This window comes from Ensifer sp. WSM1721 (assembly GCF_000513895.2).
Classification (GTDB): domain Bacteria; phylum Pseudomonadota; class Alphaproteobacteria; order Rhizobiales; family Rhizobiaceae; genus Sinorhizobium.
Genome location: NZ_CP165782.1, coordinates 2,371,790 through 2,390,885 on the forward strand (window position 1 = coordinate 2,371,790; position 19,096 = coordinate 2,390,885).

17 protein-coding genes are annotated in these 19,096 nt (G+C 61.9%); 7 read left to right on the forward strand and 10 right to left on the reverse strand.

Annotated elements, in window-relative coordinates; translation table 11 throughout:
• Nucleotides 1-88: 88 nt before the first annotated feature.
• Nucleotides 89-1,090: a polysaccharide deacetylase gene (locus M728_RS11615; RefSeq protein ID WP_026618837.1), complete on the forward strand. Its 1,002-nt coding sequence runs from the start codon at nucleotides 89-91 to the stop codon at nucleotides 1,088-1,090.
• A 4-nt stretch (nucleotides 1,091-1,094) separates the two neighbouring features.
• On the opposite strand, the gene sbmA is transcribed toward M728_RS11615, so the two are convergent.
• The 10 genes from sbmA to glpK form a co-directional block, all read right to left on the reverse strand.
• Nucleotides 1,095-2,357: a peptide antibiotic transporter SbmA gene (gene sbmA / locus M728_RS11620; protein WP_026618836.1), complete on the reverse strand. Its 1,263-nt coding sequence runs from the start codon at nucleotides 2,355-2,357 to the stop codon at nucleotides 1,095-1,097.
• 162 nt (nucleotides 2,358-2,519) lie between these two features.
• Entirely contained in the window at nucleotides 2,520-3,833 is a 1,314-nt protein-coding gene (locus M728_RS11625; protein WP_026618835.1) for an MFS transporter, read from the reverse strand.
• Between the two features lie 116 nt (nucleotides 3,834-3,949).
• Complete coding sequence (map, locus tag M728_RS11630; RefSeq protein ID WP_026618834.1) at nucleotides 3,950-4,699, reverse strand: type I methionyl aminopeptidase; 750 nt, start codon at nucleotides 4,697-4,699, stop codon at nucleotides 3,950-3,952.
• A 66-nt stretch (nucleotides 4,700-4,765) separates the two neighbouring features.
• Nucleotides 4,766-5,824: an LLM class flavin-dependent oxidoreductase gene (locus M728_RS11635; RefSeq protein ID WP_026618833.1), complete on the reverse strand. Its 1,059-nt coding sequence runs from the start codon at nucleotides 5,822-5,824 to the stop codon at nucleotides 4,766-4,768.
• Between the two features lie 102 nt (nucleotides 5,825-5,926).
• Nucleotides 5,927-6,388 carry a DUF1801 domain-containing protein gene (locus M728_RS11640; protein WP_370906449.1) on the reverse strand — a complete coding sequence of 154 codons (462 nt, stop codon included), beginning with the start codon at nucleotides 6,386-6,388 and terminating at the stop codon, nucleotides 5,927-5,929.
• A 113-nt stretch (nucleotides 6,389-6,501) separates the two neighbouring features.
• On the reverse strand, nucleotides 6,502-6,969 hold the full coding sequence (locus tag M728_RS11645; protein WP_026618831.1) for a DUF1801 domain-containing protein: 468 nt from the start codon (nucleotides 6,967-6,969) through the stop codon (nucleotides 6,502-6,504).
• Nucleotides 6,966-7,202: a hypothetical protein gene (locus tag M728_RS11650; RefSeq protein ID WP_026618830.1), complete on the reverse strand. Its 237-nt coding sequence runs from the start codon at nucleotides 7,200-7,202 to the stop codon at nucleotides 6,966-6,968. The genes M728_RS11645 and M728_RS11650 overlap by 4 nt, the downstream gene beginning before the upstream one ends.
• 73 nt (nucleotides 7,203-7,275) lie before the next feature.
• On the reverse strand, nucleotides 7,276-7,707 hold the full coding sequence (locus M728_RS11655) for an SRPBCC domain-containing protein (RefSeq protein WP_026618829.1): 432 nt from the start codon (nucleotides 7,705-7,707) through the stop codon (nucleotides 7,276-7,278).
• The gene (locus M728_RS11660; protein WP_026618009.1) at nucleotides 7,704-8,027 is read right to left on the reverse strand and encodes a helix-turn-helix transcriptional regulator; all 324 of its coding nucleotides are present in this window, start codon (nucleotides 8,025-8,027) and stop codon (nucleotides 7,704-7,706) included. Before M728_RS11660 ends, M728_RS11655 begins: the two co-directional genes overlap by 4 nt.
• 342 nt (nucleotides 8,028-8,369) lie before the next feature.
• Entirely contained in the window at nucleotides 8,370-9,863 is a 1,494-nt protein-coding gene (gene glpK / locus M728_RS11665) for a glycerol kinase GlpK (protein WP_026618828.1), read from the reverse strand.
• 354 nt (nucleotides 9,864-10,217) lie between these two features.
• Between glpK and M728_RS11670 the strand changes: the two genes are divergently transcribed.
• The 6 genes from M728_RS11670 (at nucleotide 10,218) to guaD (ending at nucleotide 19,092) form a co-directional block, all read left to right on the forward strand.
• Nucleotides 10,218-10,994 carry a 3-hydroxybutyrate dehydrogenase gene (locus M728_RS11670; protein ID WP_026618827.1) on the forward strand — a complete coding sequence of 259 codons (777 nt, stop codon included), beginning with the start codon at nucleotides 10,218-10,220 and terminating at the stop codon, nucleotides 10,992-10,994.
• Between the two features lie 22 nt (nucleotides 10,995-11,016).
• A complete protein-coding gene (gene xdhA, locus M728_RS11675) occupies nucleotides 11,017-12,504 on the forward strand; it encodes a xanthine dehydrogenase small subunit (RefSeq protein WP_026618826.1) in 1,488 nt (495 codons plus the stop codon).
• Between the two features lie 174 nt (nucleotides 12,505-12,678).
• Nucleotides 12,679-15,015, forward strand: a complete 2,337-nt coding sequence (gene xdhB / locus M728_RS11680) for a xanthine dehydrogenase molybdopterin binding subunit (RefSeq protein WP_026618825.1) — start codon at nucleotides 12,679-12,681, stop codon at nucleotides 15,013-15,015.
• Between the two features lie 472 nt (nucleotides 15,016-15,487).
• Nucleotides 15,488-16,396, forward strand: coding sequence for a LysR substrate-binding domain-containing protein (locus M728_RS11685; protein ID WP_026618823.1), 909 nt, complete (start codon nucleotides 15,488-15,490; stop codon nucleotides 16,394-16,396).
• Between the two features lie 150 nt (nucleotides 16,397-16,546).
• Entirely contained in the window at nucleotides 16,547-17,779 is a 1,233-nt protein-coding gene (locus M728_RS11690; protein WP_026618822.1) for a urate hydroxylase PuuD, read from the forward strand.
• Nucleotides 17,776-19,092, forward strand: coding sequence for a guanine deaminase (gene guaD, locus M728_RS11695; RefSeq protein ID WP_026618821.1), 1,317 nt, complete (start codon nucleotides 17,776-17,778; stop codon nucleotides 19,090-19,092). The genes M728_RS11690 and guaD overlap by 4 nt, the downstream gene beginning before the upstream one ends.
• Nucleotides 19,093-19,096: the final 4 nt, after the last annotated feature.

Below are 19,096 nucleotides of genomic sequence, written 5' to 3' on the forward strand. Positions count from 1 at the left end.
CGAGATCAAAGGATTGCCGCATTGTTGAAGAAGGGACGGCACGAAGTAAATCGTCGCAGTTGCCGATTCTCCCCAAGAAGCCTCCCGAATGTTCCACAAGATCATCGCGCTCTCTTTCTGTCTTTTTCCCGCCCTTGCCATGGCCGACCCGCCACGCGCACCGGACGCCGCGAGGAGCAAGCAGCTTGTCATCGTCTCTTTCGACGGCGCGCATGACAATGCGTTATGGGAAAAGAGCCTTGCCATGGCGAAGCGCACGGGCGCGCATTTCACCTATTTCCTCTCCTGTACCTTCTTGATGACGAAGGCGGACGGCAAACAGAGCTACAAGGCACCGGGCCAGAAGCCGGGCCGTTCAAATGTCGGTTTTGCGCAGAGCCGCGAAGAGATCGCGATCCGCGCCGGCCATATCTGGCAAGCGCATCTCGAAGGCCACGACATCGGCAGCCATGCCTGCGGCCATTTCGACGGCAAAGGCTGGAGCAGGGCCGACTGGGAAAGCGAATTCGCTTCCTTTCGCACGGCACTCCTCGAGGCCTGGAAGAAGGCCGGTAAGCCGGAGACCGAACCGGCAGGCTGGGCGGACTTCGCGCAAAAGGGCATCAAGGGCTTCCGCGCGCCCTATCTTTCGCTGAGTGACGGCCTCCTGCCCGCGCTGAAGCACTTCCACTTCACCTATGATGCAAGCCTCGTCACCAAAGGCCCCGGCTGGCCCGCAGAGGGCGGCTTGCCGCGCTTCGGCCTGCCGCTGATCGCGGAAGGTCCATCGCACCGGCCGGTGATCGGCATGGACTACAATCTCTTCATCCGCCATTCGATGGGCGTCGAGAATAAAAAGGACAGCGTCCGCTTCGAAGAAAGGACGCTCGCGGCCTATCGCGACGCTTTCCGCAACGAATATGAGGGCGAGCGCATCCCGCTTCAGCTCGGCTTCCATTTCGTCGAGATGAACGGCGGCGCCTATTGGCGTGCGCTCGATCGCTTCCTGACGGAGGCCTGCAGCAAGCCGGACGTCGCCTGCGTCAGCTATGCGGAGGCCTTGCCGCTGATCGAGGATGCAAGAAAGAAGGCGGATCGCTCCGCCTTCTGATCGGTTACAGAGCGAGTTCTTCCTTGCCGCCGGCCTCGATGAACTGCTGGTCGATCTCCGGTAGTGGCTCTTCATAGAGGACCGCTTCGAAGGCCCGCAGGCGCTTATGGATGGACAACAATTCTATTATCGTCGTCCACGAGTTAACGAGATACTGGAACGAATTACTTACCTGCCCGAACGCTGTCAAGATTTGCTGCAATATACCCATAGTGATCGCTCCAGCGACGAACGTAGGGACAAGAAAGAAGTACACAAATACGCTATCAGCTTGTGAATATACCGACCTGACAGCATTGAAATAAAGATAATGGAAGTACATTCTGAAATAATTCCTGCGGACATTACCGAAAAGCTCGGTAACAGTAGGAGGAGCGGCACGCGAGGCATCGTCTTCGCCGTATACTAGCTCTTTGCGATATGCCGCTTCCACGCGCTGGTTTCTGAACACGATTCCAGGCAGTTTGATGCCCACAAACCCAAGCAGGGCAGTACCAAAAATGGACCATGCCAAAGCAAGCCAGAACAGCGAATATGGAATCTCACCCAAAAAGGGCAGCGCGGGAACGTGCTTCGAGAGCGAAAGAAGGAGGGGCAAAAACGCGACGAGCGTCATTACCGCGTCAATTAGATTCACCCCCAAACCCTCAGAGATGTCGGCAAAGCGCATTGTGTCTTCCTGAACACGCTGAGCAGCGCCCTCAATGTGGCGAAGTCTGCTCCATTGCGACATGTAGAATTCATTCATCGCAGTCCGCCAGCGGAACACATAATGGCTGATAAAGAATCGTGTAATAATAAAAACGAAGACTGCAATCGCTCCAATTTCTGAGAACTTTATCAGCAGAATGTAGAAATCAGCGGCGGTGATCCCCGGCTTTCGCTCCAGAGCCGCCTGCAGCAGATCAAAGAAGGGACGCCGCCAGTTATTTACCGCCAAGGAGACTAACACCCCAAAATAGGTAGAGAATATTATAAATATGCTTCCCCATATTGACCAATTTAGCCAACGATGCTCTCGATCGTATATTCTCCACAGAGTACCGAATATCCCGCCGCACAGGAGAAAATAGAAATAAAAATACAACTTGTCCGGTGTGAGAAAGTAAGCGGCGCCGATCGGTTCGGTTCCTTCCGCCAATGGGCCGGCACCGAAAGTTACCCCGAGATTCGCTCCTATTGTGTACCAAAAAGCGATCGTGGCGATCGTCCAAATGATCGCGGAGGCAAAGAAGGGCTTAGGTTGCGGAAAGAATGATTGGAACAAGGGACGGCACTCTCGTTTTCTGGGAGATCAACGCTTGCCTCCCGATGCGCCGAAACTAGGGCAATTTGCGTGCGGCAACAATTATGCAATCTGAATGTTACTGTTATTTCATGAAGCTCCGCGCGGAAACGCCGTCGTCGGGCACCTGAAAATCGCTAGGCCTCATCGACGCAGCGCCATCCTGATCTCGCGCAGTTCCAAAGCCACCACCCCACCGCAGCAGAAGAGGACAACAGCGGCCACCAGCGTCGGCAGCGCGAAACTGCCGGTCCGCTCCGCAAGCCACCCGGCCACCAGCGGCCCGACGATCTGGCCGACGCCGAAGGCCGCGGTCATGAAGGCGAGCGCTCGGCGCGGGCTTTCGGGCGCCAGTTGCCGGCCGATCTGCAGACCATAGGCGGTGATCATCATGAAGGTGGCGCCGAGCATCAGCCCGCCGGCGAGCGGCGCGAGGGGCAAGGGCAGACTGACCGTCAGCACGAGTCCGGCCGCCTCGACCAGCAGGCCGGCGGCATAGACACCGGCCAGGCCGAAGCGCGGCACGGCATATCGCCAGAGATGCACCGAAAGCGCGGCGCTGATGCCCGTCAGCAGCCAGGCGAGGAACTCGACGCTATGGCCGCCGCTCGCATCCCGCGCCATGGCGACGAGGAAGGTGGCGGTGATCACGTAGCCGAAACCGAAGAAGCCATAGGTGAGCGTCATTACCTTCAGCGGCCGCGTCCAGACGAGCGGCGCCTCCGGCCGGCCGCCATTGGCAGCTTGATGAGTACCTGGCAGCAGCGCGGCCACCAGGATTGTGCCAGCGAGCGCAACAAACGCGCCGGTGAACCAATCGGCCTGCGGCACCGAGAAGCCCGCGACACCCGCAAGCGGCGCCGCCCAGACGGCAATCGAGGAAAGCGCGATGCCGAAGCCGACACCGCCGAAATGCACCGACGGTACATGCTCCGATCTGGCGGCGAGCCCCTGCCCCAGCACGATTCCCGAAACGAAGATCATCGCGAACGCGCTCGCGAGTCCCGCCAGGAAACGGATGATGCAAAAGGCCAGCACGGACGAGGTAAGCCCCATGGCTGCAAGCAACAGGGTCGTTGCCGCGAGCGCGGCAAGGCCGATCAAGCGTTCGCGGCCATGCGCCCATCCGTAGGCGGCGAGCACCGCGCCTGCGAGATAGCCGATGAAATTCGCCGAGGCGATCAGCCCGGCACCGCCCGGCGAAAGCCCCGCATCGGCCATCATCGCCGGCAGAATCGGAGTATAGGAGAAGCGCCCGAAGCCCATGGCTACCGCCATGGCAACTGCACCGGCCACCGCGGTTGCGGCAAGATTGACGCTTCTGGAGGGACCGGCAGGCGCGGCCGCCGATCCGCTCCCCGCATGCTGTCCTGCCTGATGAGGATCGGTGCCGGCAACGGTTTCGGATCGATTCGATCCGGTTCCTTCGCGGTCTTGCAGTCGCTGGGGCGTGCTCATGTCCTTCTTATTGCATCGCAACAACAGGGCGACAAATCATTATAATTGAACGAACTATCGACGGAATCGAACGATCCGCCCCGGCAACGAGGTCGCAAGCTCACCCGGAGCCCGCGTCAGCCCGGGAGCGTGACGACAAGTGGGCCGCCACGCGTCACGACGACCGTGTGCTCGTATTGCACGGTCGGGGCGCGCGGCTCACTGTAGAGCGTCCACTCGTCGTCGCCGCTCTCGGCCCAATGCGCACCCATCGACAGGAACGGCTCGACGGTGAAAACCATGCCCTCGGCCATGCGCCGCCGCTCCGACGGGTCAGGCCAGGTGGCGATCTCGCCCGGCTCCTCGTGCAGCGAGCGGCCGATACCGTGGCTCGCCAGATTGGTGACGAGAGAATAGCGGTTCTTGCGGGCGAACTCGCCGATGGCATTGCCGATCGCGGCTAGCGATTGACTCGCCCGGACCTGCTTCAGGCCCACCCACATGGCGCGCTTGCCGTCGCGGCAGAGCCGGTCGATCTCGGTCGTCACCGGCGGCACCGGAAAGGACGCGCCGGTATCGGCGAAGATGCCGTCCTTTTCGGCCGAAACGTCGATATTGACGAGATCGCCGGGCTGAATGACCCGGCTGCCCGGAATGCCGTGCGCGATTTCCTCGTTGACGCTGATGCAGGTCGCCCCGGGGAACTTGTAGCAGAGCTCAGGTGCCGAGCGCGCGCCGGCGTCTTCCAGCACCTTGCGGCCGATTTTGTCGAGCTCCGCCGTGGTCATGCCGGGCTCGAGGGCTTCGCCCATCGCTTGCAGCGCATTGGCGCAGATGCGACCGATTTCCTTGAGCCGCTCGAGGTCTTCGTCGTTGTTGAGGGTCATGGTGTCTCGCTTTCGCGGCCTCATGTAGCGTGCCAGCGCGCGAGATACCAGTGTGACCGGCGACCGTCAGATGCCGGATGCCTGCGGCTGGCCCTCTTCCGCCAGCATCTCGCGGACCAACGGCGCCACCTTGGTGCCGTAAAGCTCGATGCCCCGCATGATTTGGTCATGCGGCATCAGGCCAATCGCCATCTGCAGGAGGAAGCGGTCATTGCGGAACAGCCGTTGGTGCGCCACGATCTTTTGTGCGACCGTTTCCGGATCGCCGATGAAGAGATTTCCAGTCGGGCTGCGTGCCTGGTCATAGTGGGCGCGGTTCGTCGGTCCCCAATCGCGTTCGCGGCCGATGCGATTCATCACCTCCGCCTGCGGTCCGTAGAACTGGTCGGCCGCCTTTTCCGTCGTGTCGGCGATGAATCCGTGCACGTTGATGCTCGTCTTGAGCTTGGCTGGATCTTGCCCCGCACGCCGTGCCGCCTCGCGGTAAAGATCAAACAACGGAGCAAATCGGCGCGGTTCCCCGCCGATGATCGCGAGCGCCATCGGCAAACCGAGCGCACCGGCCCGCGCAACCGATTGCGGCGTGCCGCCGACGGCAATCCAGAGCGGCAATGGGTTCTGCAGCGGCCGCGGATAGACGCCGCGGTCGTTGATCGGCGGACGCAGCTCGCCCGACCAGGTGATCTTCTCGCTGTCGCGCAGCGCCAGCAGGAGCTCCAGCTTCTCGGCAAAAAGCTGGTCGTAGTCGTCGAGCGACTGGCCGAAGAGCGGGAAGGATTCGATGAAAGAGCCACGCCCGGCCATGATCTCGGCACGGCCGCTGGAGATGAGATCGAGCGTCGCGAACTGCTGGAAAACGCGAACCGGATCGTCGGAGCTCAGCACGGTCACCGCGCTTGTCAGCCGAATCCGGTTCGTGCGCGCCGCGGCCGCCGCGAGGATCACCGCCGGCGCCGAGGCCGCGTAGTCCGGCCGATGGTGCTCGCCAAGGCCGAAAACATCGAGACCGACCTGATCGGCAAGCTCGATCTCCTCGAGGAGATCGGCCAGACGCCGGCGGCCCTCCGCTCCCCTGTCGACCGCATTCGGATCGACGTCGGCGAATGTATAGAGTCCGAGTTCCATGATTGGCTTCCTGCTATCGTTCCGCCAGAGATAATCGGCGCACGATCGGGCCGCAAATGCGCTTTTGGGAAACACACCGTTTCCAACGGTTCACGAAGCTCCTCAAGAGCTCTTCGGTCTCTTCTGAGAGCGGGCGGCTCGCGCCGACGTGTTCAGTGCCACGGCGGCGCGGATGAGCGCCTTCAACGCCTCTTCGTCGATCTTGTCGCCCTCATGGATATCGATGGCACGCCTGGTGTTGCCCTCGAGGCTGGAGTTGAAGAGGCCTGAAGGGTCTTCCAACGAGGCGCCCTTGGCGAAGGTCATCTTCACGACATTCTTGTAGGTCTCACCCGTGCAGATGATTCCGGCATGCGACCACACCGGAACTCCTCTCCACTTCCACTCCTCGACCACCTCAGGGTCGGCCTGCTTGATGAGAGCTCGGATGTGGGCGAGCGTCTCGCCGCGCCAATCGCCGAGCTCGTTGATTCTCGCGTCTATCAGCCGAGAGGGAGAACCCTCTTCCATCGAGCCGCTCTTCGACGTCGCCGCTTCCTTCATGGTCGTTGTCTCTCCCTTCACTCGAGTATCGTCAGTCACCGTTTGGCGTCACAGTACAGTATTCGACGCGCTGGGTTGGGACTTCACGGCTGGCGCGCGCGCTCACGCGGCGCACGCACCTCGCCGCTTCCCACTCACAATTTTTCGCCGGGCAATTGGCTGGCCTGCTTCACCCAGTCGGCGAACTGAGCTTCGTCGAGTTGGCCCTCATGGATGTCGAGGTAACGTACTTCCGGGTGCTTGGACGTCCCGGGTGGGACAGGACGCAGCGACGTGCCGCGGAAGAAAGTCACTTTGACGTACTTGGTGAAGCAATGAAAGCTGAGGAACCAGGCTTGGTCCTCGACGCCATAAAAGGGCGAGTTCCATTTGACTGCCTTGCGCACGCCGGGGACGGTGCGCACGATGATTTCGTCGAGGCGGCGGCCGAGGTCGCTCTTCCAGCCAGGCATGGCCGCGATGTAAGCCTGCACCGGAGCGTCGCCATAGCCCTTCGCGATCTGAGGATTGCCACCCGAGAGGAGGACAGGCTCCGCGGTGACCTGGTTGGGAGCGGCCTTCGTTGCAACCTTCCCTGGCTTCTTTGGTGCTTTGCCGGTCATCGCCTTCCCTCCATTGAACCGGCGGGTCGCCCGCTGCGCCACCTAATAGCATACGGCAAGACGAACATGTACAGGCCGGTGAACAGCAGAAGGAAGAGCGGGAGCAGTGGCGAATAGACCACCCAGGCGGGAGGCTCGCCCAGTCCCATGGCGACGAAGTTGGCGATCACGGTCATCGTGAAAAGGATAGATAACCAGCGGTGGAATTGTCGCACCCACATGTTCCAATTCATGAGGATCTCCTAACGGATATATCGAAGCGGATCGGGCGACCTTTATTGGCCCATTGGACAACGCCGGCAGACGTCAGTCCATCCGCGCCAAGACCTGCTCCAGCTTTTCAAGGAATTGCTGCCATCCCGCCTTGGCACCGCCGTAGGCCTGCCGCTGATCCGGCCGGAAGCCCGACTGCTCGATGCGCAGCTGCGTCCCGGTGCTTGTCGGGGTGAGCGTAAAAGTCACCACACTCTTCAGGTCGAAGGCCGCATCCTCGTGGGCGAAATTCCAAGTGTAGGTCAGCTTTTTGTTCGGCTCTATGGCGAGGACCTCGCAGTCCAATACTCCACCCCAATCTCCGCGAAGATTGAAACGGTGCCCTACGACAGGCTTGAAATCGCTTTTCATCAGCCACTCCTCGATCAGGTGTGGTTGGGTGAGCGCGCGCCAGATCTTCTCCGGCGGATAAGGGATTTCACGCTCGACGACGACAGAGCGCGTTTCGGTCGGCGTATCGTTCATTGGTCCATCCTTTTCAGTAGGTCTTCGAGATCGTCGAAACGGCTCTGCCAGAACCCGGCCATCTGGCTCGTCCAATCGAGCAAAGGGGCAAGAGCGCCGAGTTGCGCGCTATAATATGTATGGCGACCTTCGTGGCGATCGCGCACCAATCCGGCCTCCTTTAAGAGCCCGAGATGTTTCGAGACGACCGGTTGCGAGACCCCGGCCCGAGCCGTCAGAGCTCCAACCGTCCTCTCTCCTTCGCGGCACAGTCGCTCAAAGAGAGCCCGCCGAGTGGGATCGGCAAGCGTCCTGAAGAGCATATCATGAGCATTCGACATCGGGATCAATACCCTGTTGGCTATTGATAGACCTATAGCTTCTGAGCTATACGTGAGTCAAGAGAGCCCGATCCTTATTTGATCCTCTTTACAGGAACCAATGTTAGCGGCGAGAGATCCGTTGTATGTCTGATTGCGCGCCACAATTCGGGCGCCAGAGTGAACGCAATGCTCACGCCCGTGAGCGCCGGCACTCGTGAAGACGTCCAAGCCGACCATAGCCAAAAGGCTATGCATTGTGATTGCTGTCGTGATGTAGTGGTGACACGCGTGCCGTATGTCGACGCGCGACGTCTGCCTGGCTCCAGATCAGCGGGTAGGACGCAAAGGAAACCGCAACACTTAGGCCGCGATCAACGTCCGCTTCACTGCACTGCGCCAACCTTTGAGCTTAACCTTGCGCGTCGCCTCGTCCATTCGCGGCTCGAAGCGCCGGTCGCAGGCCCAGGACTTGGCAAACTCTTGCCTGTTCGGCCAGACGCCGGCGCGGCTTCCAGCAAGCCAGGCGACGCCGAGCGCAGTCGTTTCGAGGATGACCGGGCGGTCGACGGGAGCGTCGAGCAGGTCTGCTAGGCGCTGCATCGTCCAGTCGGAGGCGACCATGCCGCCGTCGACGCGCAGCACCGTTTCCTTGCCGTTGCTGCGCCAATCCTTGTACATCGCTTCCAGGAGATCGCGCGTCTGGTAGCAGACGGCCTCGAGCGCCGCACGGGCGAATTCCGCCGGACCGGTATTGCGCGTCATGCCGAAGATCGCGCCTCGCGCATCCGGGTCCCAATGCGGCGCGCCGAGACCGGTGAAGGCGGGCACGAGATAGACCTCCTGCGACGGATCGGCGCTTTCGGCAAGCGTGCCCGTATCGGGTGCCGCCTTGATCACCTTGAGCCCATCGCGCAGCCATTGCACGGCAGCACCTGCGACGAAGATCGAGCCTTCGAGCGCATAGGTGGTCTTGCCGTCGAGGCGATAGGCAATGGTGGTGAGCAGGCGGTTCTTCGAGCGGACCATATCCTTGCCGGTGTTGAGCAGCGCGAAACAGCCGGTGCCATAGGTGGATTTCATCATGCCCGGCTCGAAACAGGCCTGACCGATCGTCGCCGCCTGCTGGTCGCCCGCGACGCCGAGGATCGGGATCGCGGCGCCGAAAAGCGATGGATCGGTGATGCCGAAATCCGCCGCGCAGTCCTTGACCTCTGGCAGCATCGCCTTAGGCACGCGAAGGATGTCGGTGAGTTCGTCGTCCCAGGCATTCTCGGCAATATTGTAGAGGAGCGTGCGCGAAGCATTGGTCGCGTCCGTGGCGAAAGACCTGCCGCCGGTGAGCCGCCAGATGAGGAATGTGTCGATGGTTCCGAAGCAGAGCTCGCCCTTCGCCGCTCGCGCCTGCGCCCCCTTCACGTTGCTAAGTAGCCAATTGAGCTTCGTTCCGGAGAAATATGGGTCGAGCAGCAGGCCGGTCTTCTTGACGAAGGTCTTTTCCAGCCCCTTCTTCTTGAGCTTGTCGCAAAAAGAAGCGGTGCGGCGATCCTGCCAGACGATCGCATTGTGGATCGGCTTACCGGTGTCGCGTTCCCATACGACCACGGTCTCGCGCTGGTTGGTGATGCCGATGGCGGCGATATCGCTCGCCGAGATACCGGCCGTGGCGATCGCCTCCTTAATCGTGAAGATCACCGTCTGCCAAATCTCCTCCGGGTCGTGCTCGACCCAGCCGGATTTCGGAAAGTGTTGCTTGACTTCCTTTTGGCCGACACCCGCGATTTTCTGTTTGCCGTCGAAGACGATTGCCCGGGTCGACGTGGTGCCCTGATCGATCGCGAGAATATATCCGCCCATATGCCCCTCCTCGGCACGCTACTCCAAAAGGGCCGGAACGGCATGCGAGCGGAAGACCGCGCCGCGCTTTCCTCACTCCACCCCTTTCGCCCTTCCTCAAGGGCGACATTCGGAAGACTTGAATACGATGGAAAAACGAATGTCAAACGAAAACAAAACGCAACTCTCTCCAGGCGCTCCCGCGAGGGCCGACTCTGCGTCGCTGGCCCGAAAAACACAATTGTCACCGCCGCGCTTTTGCGCGTAGGCTGAGGCTGTTGCGTCGCAAAACGAGGCGAACGGGATGAAGAATGCGGGCCGCTTTCGCCCGCCTCCCGCTTCGGCGGATGCGGTCGGCGCGGAGGGAGAGCGAGAATGACGAAAACTGCAGTGATAACGGGTTCGACGAGCGGCATCGGGCTGGCGATCGCCAGAGCCTTTGCCGGTACCGGCGCCAATATCGTGCTCAACGGCTTCGGAACGGCGGACGAGATCAGGACGGTGACGGACGAGGTCGCGGGTCTCGGCAACGGCACCGTGCTCTACCACCCCGCCGATATGGCCAAGCCGAACGAGGTCGCCGACCTGATGGCGACGGCCGCTTCGCGCTTCGGCGGCGCAGATATCCTCGTCAACAATGCCGGCGTGCAGTTCGTCGAAAAGATCGAGGATTTCCCTGTCGAGCAGTGGGACCGGATCATCGCCATCAATCTCTCCTCCTCCTTCCACACGATTCGCGCCGCCATTCCGACGATGAAGAAGAAAGGCTGGGGGCGCATCATCAATATCGCCTCCGCGCACGGGCTCGTCGCCTCGCCTTTCAAGTCCGCCTATGTCGCGGCCAAGCATGGTATCATGGGCTTGACGAAGACCGTGGCGCTGGAGGTGGCTGAAAACGGCATCACCGTAAACTCGATCTGCCCGGGCTACGTCCTGACGCCGCTCGTCGAAAAGCAGATACCGGACCAGGCGAGAACGCGCGGCATCACCGAGGAGCAGGTGATCAATGAGGTGATGCTCAAGGGCCAGCCGACGAAGAAGTTCATAACGGTCGAGCAGGTCGCGTCGCTGGCGCTCTATCTTGCAAGTGACGACGCCGCCCAGATCACCGGCACACATGTCTCCATGGATGGCGGCTGGACTGCGCAATAATTGAAGGTTTGAAGGAAGGGGCATGGCAAAGGAATCCGGCAGCATCCGCTTCATCCTGAACGATACGGAGGTCGCCCTTTCCGAAGTCGCGCCGACGGCCACATTACTCGATTATCTGAGGCTCGAGCGTCGCCTCACCGGCAGCAAGGAAGGCTGCGCCGAGGGCGACTGCGGCGCCTGCACCGTGCTGATCGGCCGGCTTGCGCGCGACGGCCGCGGGGAAGAGGGTCTCGTCTACGAAAGCGTCAATGCCTGCATCCGCTTCGTGGGCTCGCTGAACGCCACGCATGTCGTGACCGTCGAGCACCTGGCCGCCAAGGACGGCACGCTCCATCCGGTGCAGCAGGCGATGGTGGATTTCCATGGATCGCAATGCGGCTTCTGCACGCCGGGCATCGTCATGTCGCTCTACGGCCTGTGGCTCACCGACGACAATCCGAGCCGCGCGGCGATCGAGAAGGCGCTGCAGGGCAATCTCTGTCGCTGCACCGGTTATGAGCCGATCATCCGCGCGGCCGAAGCGGCCACCAGGGAACGGCCTTCGGCGCTCTTCGATCCGATCACGCGAACGCGCGAGGCGGTCACTGCCCGGCTGGGGGCCCTGCGGCAGACAGAAACGATCGTCATCCGCAAAGGCGAGGACTGCCTGATCCTACCGGTCGACACTACCGACCTCGCCCGCGTGCTTGCTGAATATCCAAATGCGACGATTGTCGCCGGTTCGACCGATGTCGGGCTTTGGGTGACAAAGCAGATGCGATCGCTCAACCCCGTGATCTTCATCGGCGGCATTGCGGAACTGCAGCGGATCGAGAGCTCTGAGGCGGGCCTGACGATCGGCGCCGGGGTGAGCTATACGGCTGCACGTGAGGCGCTTTCGGCCGCCTACCCCACGCTTGGCTGTCTGATCGACCGCATTGGCGGCGACCAGATCCGCAACATGGGCACGATCGGCGGCAATATCGCCAACGGCTCTCCGATCGGCGACAGCCCACCGCCGCTGATCGCCCTCGGCGCGACGGTAACCCTGCGTTCGAAAGACGGCACGCGCTCGCTGCCGCTCGAGGACTTCTTCATCGCCTATGGCAGACAGGACCGCAAACCGGGCGAGTTCGTCGAGAGCGTTTTCGTTCCGGCGCTGCCCCCAGGCGAGCATTTCGCCGCCTACAAGATCACGAAGCGCCGCGACGAGGATATCTCTGCCCTGCTCGGCGCCTTCCGGATTTCCCTCGACGGAGACCGGGTGAAGACCGCCCGCATCGCCTTCGGCGGCATGGCGGCGACGCCGAAGCGAGCGAAGGCCGTAGAGGCGGCGCTGATCGGCCAGCCCTGGACCGAGGATACAATACGCGAAGCGCAAGCCGCCTTCGAGGCCGATTACCAGCCGATCACTGACTGGCGCGCCACGGCCGCCTATCGCCTGCTCGCGGCGAAGAACCTGCTGATGCGTTTCTTCCTGGAAAGCACCGGAGAGATAGTACAATTGCAGCGGTTCGAGGAGGTCGCATGAGCGTGCATCGCTTGAGTTTGCCCCTCTCCTCGGGTTTAACCCGAGGACTAGCCCTCTCCCCGCAGGCGGGGAGAGGGAACGAAGGCGGCGCCGCGAGTCCCTTCGCCCCGCTTGCGGGGAGAAGGTGGCCGGCAGGCCGGATGAGGGGCACTTCCTTCGAAAGGAGGCCCCCACATGGATAAGTCCGCCTTCGAAGACCACGCGACCATCACCGGCCCGATGCACGCGCCGTTAAAACACGACAGCGCGCACAAGCATGTGGCCGGAACCGCCGACTATATCGACGACATGCCGGAACCCGCCGGCACCTTGCACGGCGCGCTCGGCCTCACCGATCGGGCGCATGCCGAGATACTGGAAATGGACCTTTCCGCCGTGTCGGCTGTTCCCGGCGTCGTCTGCGTACTCACCGCCAGGGACATGCCGCATTCCAACGACATCAGCCCAACCCATTTGCACGACGAGCCGGTGCTCGCGGACGGCCGGGTGCAGTTCCACGGGCAACCGGCCTTTGCGGTGATTGCCGAGACGCGCGACATCGCCCGCCGCGCCGCACGGCTTGCCAAGATTACTTATCGCGACTTGCCTCCCGTGATCGATGTCGTCGATGCCATCGCGACCGGCGGCGAGTTCGTGACCCCACCCCTGACGCTCCAACGCGGCGACGCGGAAGGCGAGCTGGAGCGCTCCCCGCGCCGGCTGAAGGGGAAGATGCGGATCGGCGGTCAGGAGCACTTCTATCTCGAAGGACACATCGCGCTCGCGATCCCCGGCGAGGACGATGAGATGACGGTCTGGGTCTCGACACAGCATCCAAGCGAGATCCAACGTATGGTGGCGCAGGTGCTCGGCACGCCCGTGAATGCCGTCACGGTGAATGTTCGCAGAATGGGCGGCGGCTTCGGCGGCAAGGAAACACAGGGCAACCAGTTCGCGGCACTCGCCGCCGTCGCCGCGCGCAAGCTCCGTCGTGCCGTGAAGTTCCGCCCGGATCGCGACGACGACATGATCGCCACCGGCAAGCGCCATGATTTTCTCGTCGACTACGACGTCGGCTTCGATGAAGACGGGCACATTCTGGCGGTCCATGCGAACTATGCCGCGCGCTGCGGCTTTTCCGCCGATCTCTCGGGCCCGGTCACCGACCGCGCCCTCTTCCATGCGGACAATGCCTATTTCTATCCGAATGTGAAGCTGACCTCCGAGCCGCTGAAGACGAACACGGTATCGAACACCGCCTTCCGCGGCTTCGGCGGGCCGCAGGGCATGGTGGGCGGCGAGCGGATCATCGAGGAGATCGCCTATGCGGTCGGCAAGGACCCGCTCGACATCCGCAAGCTGAACTTTTACGGCGACGGGGATTCGGGCCGGGACGTCACGCCCTATCACCAGAAGGTCGAGGACAACATCATCCGCCGCATCGTCGACGAACTGGAGGCGAGCGCCGACTATCAGGCCCGCCGGGCGGCAATCATCGAGTTCAACAGATCGAGCCGGGTGATTCGCAAGGGTATAGCGCTGACGCCAGTAAAATTCGGCATCTCCTTCACGCTTACCCACCTAAACCAGGCCGGCGCCCTCGTCCACATCTACACGGACGGCTCGATCCATCTCAATCACGGCGGTACCGAGATGGGCCAGGGCGTGTACACCAAGGTGGCGCAGGTCCTCGCCGACAGTTTCCAGATCGATATCGATCGGGTGAAGATTACCGCGACGACGACCGGAAAAGTGCCGAACACCTCGGCGACCGCCGCCTCGTCGGGCTCCGACCTCAACGGCATGGCCGCCTTCGATGCCGCCCGGCAGATCAAGGAACGGCTCGTCGCCTTTGCCGCGGAGCGCTGGCAGACGACGGTAGAGAACGTCTCTTTCGTGCCCAACCACGTCAAGATCGGCGAAGAGCTCGTGCCCTTCGCGGAACTCATCCGCCAGGCCTATGCGGCGCGCGTACAGCTTTCCGCCGCCGGCTTTTACGCGACGCCGAAAATCCACTGGGACCGCGCAACCGGCCGCGGCACGCCCTTCTATTATTTCGCCTATGGTGCGGCCGTTTCCGAAGTCTCGATCGATACGTTGACAGGAGAATATCTGGTCGACTGCGTTGACGTGCTGCACGACGTCGGCCGCTCCCTCAATCCGGCGATCGACCTCGGCCAGATCGAAGGCGGTTTCGTGCAGGGTATGGGCTGGCTGACGACGGAGGAGCTCTGGTGGGATGAGAAGGGGCGCTTGAGGACGCATGCCCCCTCCACCTACAAGATCCCTCTTGCCTCGGATCGGCCTAAGATCTTCAACGTGCGCCTCGCCGAGTGGTCACAAAACGTCGAAAAGACGATCGGCCGGTCGAAGGCGGTGGGAGAGCCGCCGCTCATGCTGCCGATCTCGGTTCTCGAGGCTCTGTCGATGGCTGTCGCCAGCGTCGCCGATTATCGCGAATGCCCCCGCCTCGATACGCCGGCGACGCCGGAACGGATCTTGATGGCGGTGGAACGGTTGAGACAGATTTGAGCTTGCCGGCCCTTATAGCGCCGTGCGTCTTTTCAGACGCACAAAGGACGCTGTAGGTCCTTAAATCGGGTATGATTTAAGGAAACATGCAGTAGCCCCGCTTGCGGGGAGAAAGTACCGGCAGGCGGATGGGGGCGGCGGACGCGAAACGTAGCCACGCACAGCCCTATTGAAACATCTCATCCTCGTGCCGCGGCTCGCCCCAATCCATGAAACCCAAGTCTCTTTTCATGTAATCAGAGAGAGCGTCGACATCCAGCCGCGAGTGTCTCGAGCGCATGAGCGCGCGTGCGGCGGAAACGAGCCAGGAAACTGGCTCGAACGCGGAAAGAGGTTTTCTTTCAGTATCTTCCAATATATCGCAGGCCATCTGAGTACCCTTTGTAAGCGGTGAACTTGGCTTGCAGGATGCCGAGAAAGATGCTCGAATTCCAATCGAACATCCGTCTGCATGCATCAAGAGAACTTATCCATGAAGATGTCGAAGCAGTTTCCGCTGAATGCGCTCAGGGTCTTCGAGGCGGCCGCCCGGCTCGGCAGTTTCACCAAGGCGGGCGACGAGCTCGGCATGACCCAGACGGCGGTCAGCTATCAGATCAAGCTCATCGAGGAGAATATCGGCGAGCCGCTGTTCCTGAGGCGTCCGCGGCAGGTCGCGCTGACGGAGATTGGCAAGCACTTGGCACCGAAGGTGACGGAAGCCTTCGAGATGCTGCAGGAAGCGGTCGCCTCGGCGCGCGGGGATACTGAAGCGGCGCTGCTCATCAACTCGACGGCAACCTTCGCGTCGCAATGGCTCGCTCGAGAAATCGGCACGTTCCAACTCGCGCATCCAAATATCGCCGTTCGTCTGGTGGCGAACGATGCGATCATCGATTTCAACAAGGAGGCGGTCGACGTCGCGATCCGTTCCGGCAAGGGCGACTGGCCGGGCCTCATCAGCCATCGCCTGATGCGGGTGGAGTTCACCCCAATGCTCAGCCCAGCCCTTGCGGAAACGATCGGGGGCGTGCGCAGGCCGCGAGACCTTCTGAAGCTCCGCATCATCGGCCCTCGGGATCCCTGGTGGGCCTTGTGGTTTCGCGCCGCCGGCGTGGAGGATCCCGATCTGGCGGGTCGTCCGGCGAGCCGTCTCGGCGCCCAGGCCTTCGAGGCTCGGGCGGCGGTGGCCGGCCAGGGCGTCGCTATCCTGATGCCTGAATTCTATAGTGACGACGTGGCGCTCGGCAGGCTTTACCAGCCATTCGATCTGCGTTGCAACGACGGCCACGATTACTGGCTCGTCTACCCGCACGCTCGCCGCAACACCTCGAAGATCCGTGCCTTCCGCGACTGGATTCTTGGCAAGCTCAATCCAGAGGCCCCTGAAGGCCCGCACTGAAAATCGACTTTGGAGGGTGTCGCTCTAGCCTTGGACAAGATCGGCTCGCCGGCAGAGCCGGCCCCGAATGGAGCGAGCGATGAAATCGCCCCTTCCCCGTTCCCGTTTTTTTTCGCAAGGTTGCGGCAACGGAGAAAAAAGGGGCCCTGAATGTACGAATTCGCCATTGCCTGGGAGTGGCTGGCCTTTGCCGTCCGCTGGCTGCATGTCGTCACCGCCATCGCCTGGATCGGCTCGTCCTTCTATTTCATCGCTCTCGACCTCGGCCTCGTGAAGCGCGACCACCTGCCGGCCGGCGCCTATGGCGAGGAATGGCAGGTGCATGGCGGCGGCTTCTATCACATCCAGAAATATCTGGTGGCGCCGGCCACCATGCCGGAGCACCTCACCTGGTTTAAATGGGAGTCCTATTCCACCTGGCTGTCGGGCTTCGCGATGCTCTGCATCGTCTATTATGGCGGCGCCGATCTCTTCCTGATCGATCGCCACGTGCTGGACATTTCGGCAACGACCGCGATCCTGATCTCGCTCGCCTCGCTCGGCCTCGGCTGGGTTCTTTACGATCTGCTCTGCAAGTCGCCGATCGGCAAGAACACCTGGGGGCTGATGGCGCTGCTCTACATCGTGCTCGTCGCCATGGCCTGGGGCTATACGCAGGTCTTCACCGGCCGCGCTGCTTTCCTGCATCTTGGCGCCTTCACCGCGACGATTATGTCGGCCAACGTCTTCTTCATCATCATTCCCAACCAGAAGATCGTCGTCGCCGACCTGATCGCCGGGCGCACGCCGGACCCGAAGCTCGGCGCCCAGGCCAAGCAGCGTTCGCTGCACAACAACTACCTGACGCTGCCCGTCATCTTCTTCATGCTGTCGAACCACTATCCGCTCGCCTTTGCGACGGCCTTCAACTGGATCATTGCCGCACTCGTCTTCCTGATGGGGGTCACCATCCGGCACTGGTTCAACACCACGCATGCACGCAAGGGCAAGCCCACCTGGACCTGGGCTGTCACCGCGATCCTCTTCATCCTGATCATGTGGCTTTCGACGGCACCGAAGGTCCTGACGGGCGAAGCACAGGCCGAGGCGGCACCCGTCTTCAGACGCTTTGCCGAGAACGCCCATTTCCCGGCAGTGCGAGATACGATTTCGACCCGCTGCAGCATGTGCCACGCGGCCGAACCCGCTTATGAAGGCATCGCGCGGCCGCCGAACGGCGTCGTACTGGAAAGCGACGCCGAGATTGCCGCCCGGGCGCGCGAAATCTATATCCAGGCCGGGCGCAGCCATGCCATGCCGCCCGGCAACATAACCGATATGACGGCGGAAGAACGCAGGCTCGTGACGGCCTGGTACGAAAGCGCCGTCGGGGAGACACGATGACATCCACCCTTATCCGCGGCCGCCTCTTGAGCTTCCATCGGGAGCCCCGGAGCATCGATGACCATGCCGCCTACGCCTACGAGGCCGATGGCGCCCTTCTGATCGAAGGCGGCGTGATCAGGGCCGCCGGCCCCTACGCAACGGTGAAGACGGCAGCGCCTGAGGATGTCTCGGAAATCGACCACCGCCCGCATCTCATCACGCCTGGATTCATCGATACGCATCTGCATTTTCCGCAGATGCAGGTGATGGCCTCCTATGCGGCCGATCTGCTCGAATGGCTGAACACCTACACCTTTCCCGAGGAATGCCGCTTCGTCGAAACGGCGCATGCCGAGCGGATCGCCGTCCGCTTCTTCGATGAGATGGTCCGCCACGGCACGACGACGGCGACCGCCTACTGCTCCGTTCACAAGACCTCCGCCGACGCCTTCTTCGCCGAGAGCCTGAGGCGCGGCATGTGCATGGTCGCGGGCAAGGTGATGATGGACCGCAATGCACCGCAGGGGCTGCTTGACACGCCCGAGATGAGTTATGACGAGACCCGCGCTGTCATCGCGGACTGGCACGGCAAGGGCCGCAACCACGTGGCGATCACCCCGCGTTTCGCCATCACCTCGACGCCGGAGCAGATGGAGGTCGCGAAATCACTTGTCCGCGAGTTCCCCGACCTGCATGTGCAAACTCATCTCTCCGAGAACCGCGATGAGATCAGCTACACTTGCGATCTCTATCCGGAAGCGAAGGACTATACCGACGTCTATGCCCGCTACGGTCTGCTCGGGCCGAAAAGCCTTTTTGGCCATTGCATCCACCTCTCCGAGCGGGAGGCGGACGCCATGAGCGAGACCGGCTCCGTCGCCGTCTTCTGCCCGACATCCAATCTCTTCCTCGGTTCCGGTCTGTTTCCGCTGCGCGCGCTGACGCGGCGGGAGAAACCCGTGCGCGTCTCCGTCGCCTCCGACATCGGCGGTGGTACGAGCTATTCGATGCTGAAGACGCTCGATGAGGCCTACAAGATCCTGCAGTTGCAGGGCGAGCGCCTGAACCCGTTCGACAGCTTCTATCTGATGACCCGCGGCAATGCCGAAGCGCTCGCGCTCGTCGACCGCATCGGCACGCTGCAGCCGGGCAGCGATGCCGACCTCGTGGTGCTCGACATGGCGGCGACCCCGGCTATGGCGCTTCGCGCCGAAGTGGTCAATTCACTGGCCGACGAGCTGTTCCTCCTTCAGACGATGGGCGATGACCGTGCGGTCGTCGAGACCTATGTGGCCGGCAGGCCCTCGAAATCCGCCCTCCGCGCCGGCTGAGCAC

What these genes read in the sequence shown, in the direction of transcription:
- M728_RS11685 (WP_026618823.1), top strand. Translation starts at nt 15,488, where the DNA reads ATGAAGATGTCGAAGCAGTTTCCGCTGAATGCGCTCAGGGTCTTCGAG.
- M728_RS11615 (WP_026618837.1), top strand. Translation starts at nt 89, where the DNA reads ATGTTCCACAAGATCATCGCGCTCTCTTTCTGTCTTTTTCCCGCCCTT.
- M728_RS11690 (WP_026618822.1), top strand. Translation starts at nt 16,547, where the DNA reads ATGTACGAATTCGCCATTGCCTGGGAGTGGCTGGCCTTTGCCGTCCGC.
- map (WP_026618834.1), bottom strand. Translation starts at nt 4,699, where the DNA reads ATGACCCTCAACAACGACGAAGACCTCGAGCGGCTCAAGGAAATCGGT.
- M728_RS11660 (WP_026618009.1), bottom strand. Translation starts at nt 8,027, where the DNA reads ATGTCGAATGCTCATGATATGCTCTTCAGGACGCTTGCCGATCCCACT.
- M728_RS11670 (WP_026618827.1), top strand. Translation starts at nt 10,218, where the DNA reads ATGACGAAAACTGCAGTGATAACGGGTTCGACGAGCGGCATCGGGCTG.
- guaD (WP_026618821.1), top strand. Translation starts at nt 17,776, where the DNA reads ATGACATCCACCCTTATCCGCGGCCGCCTCTTGAGCTTCCATCGGGAG.
- xdhA (WP_026618826.1), top strand. Translation starts at nt 11,017, where the DNA reads ATGGCAAAGGAATCCGGCAGCATCCGCTTCATCCTGAACGATACGGAG.
- M728_RS11655 (WP_026618829.1), bottom strand. Translation starts at nt 7,707, where the DNA reads ATGAACGATACGCCGACCGAAACGCGCTCTGTCGTCGTCGAGCGTGAA.
- xdhB (WP_026618825.1), top strand. Translation starts at nt 12,679, where the DNA reads ATGGATAAGTCCGCCTTCGAAGACCACGCGACCATCACCGGCCCGATG.
- M728_RS11635 (WP_026618833.1), bottom strand. Translation starts at nt 5,824, where the DNA reads ATGGAACTCGGACTCTATACATTCGCCGACGTCGATCCGAATGCGGTC.
- M728_RS11650 (WP_026618830.1), bottom strand. Translation starts at nt 7,202, where the DNA reads ATGAATTGGAACATGTGGGTGCGACAATTCCACCGCTGGTTATCTATC.
- glpK (WP_026618828.1), bottom strand. Translation starts at nt 9,863, where the DNA reads ATGGGCGGATATATTCTCGCGATCGATCAGGGCACCACGTCGACCCGG.
- M728_RS11645 (WP_026618831.1), bottom strand. Translation starts at nt 6,969, where the DNA reads ATGACCGGCAAAGCACCAAAGAAGCCAGGGAAGGTTGCAACGAAGGCC.
- M728_RS11625 (WP_026618835.1), bottom strand. Translation starts at nt 3,833, where the DNA reads ATGAGCACGCCCCAGCGACTGCAAGACCGCGAAGGAACCGGATCGAAT.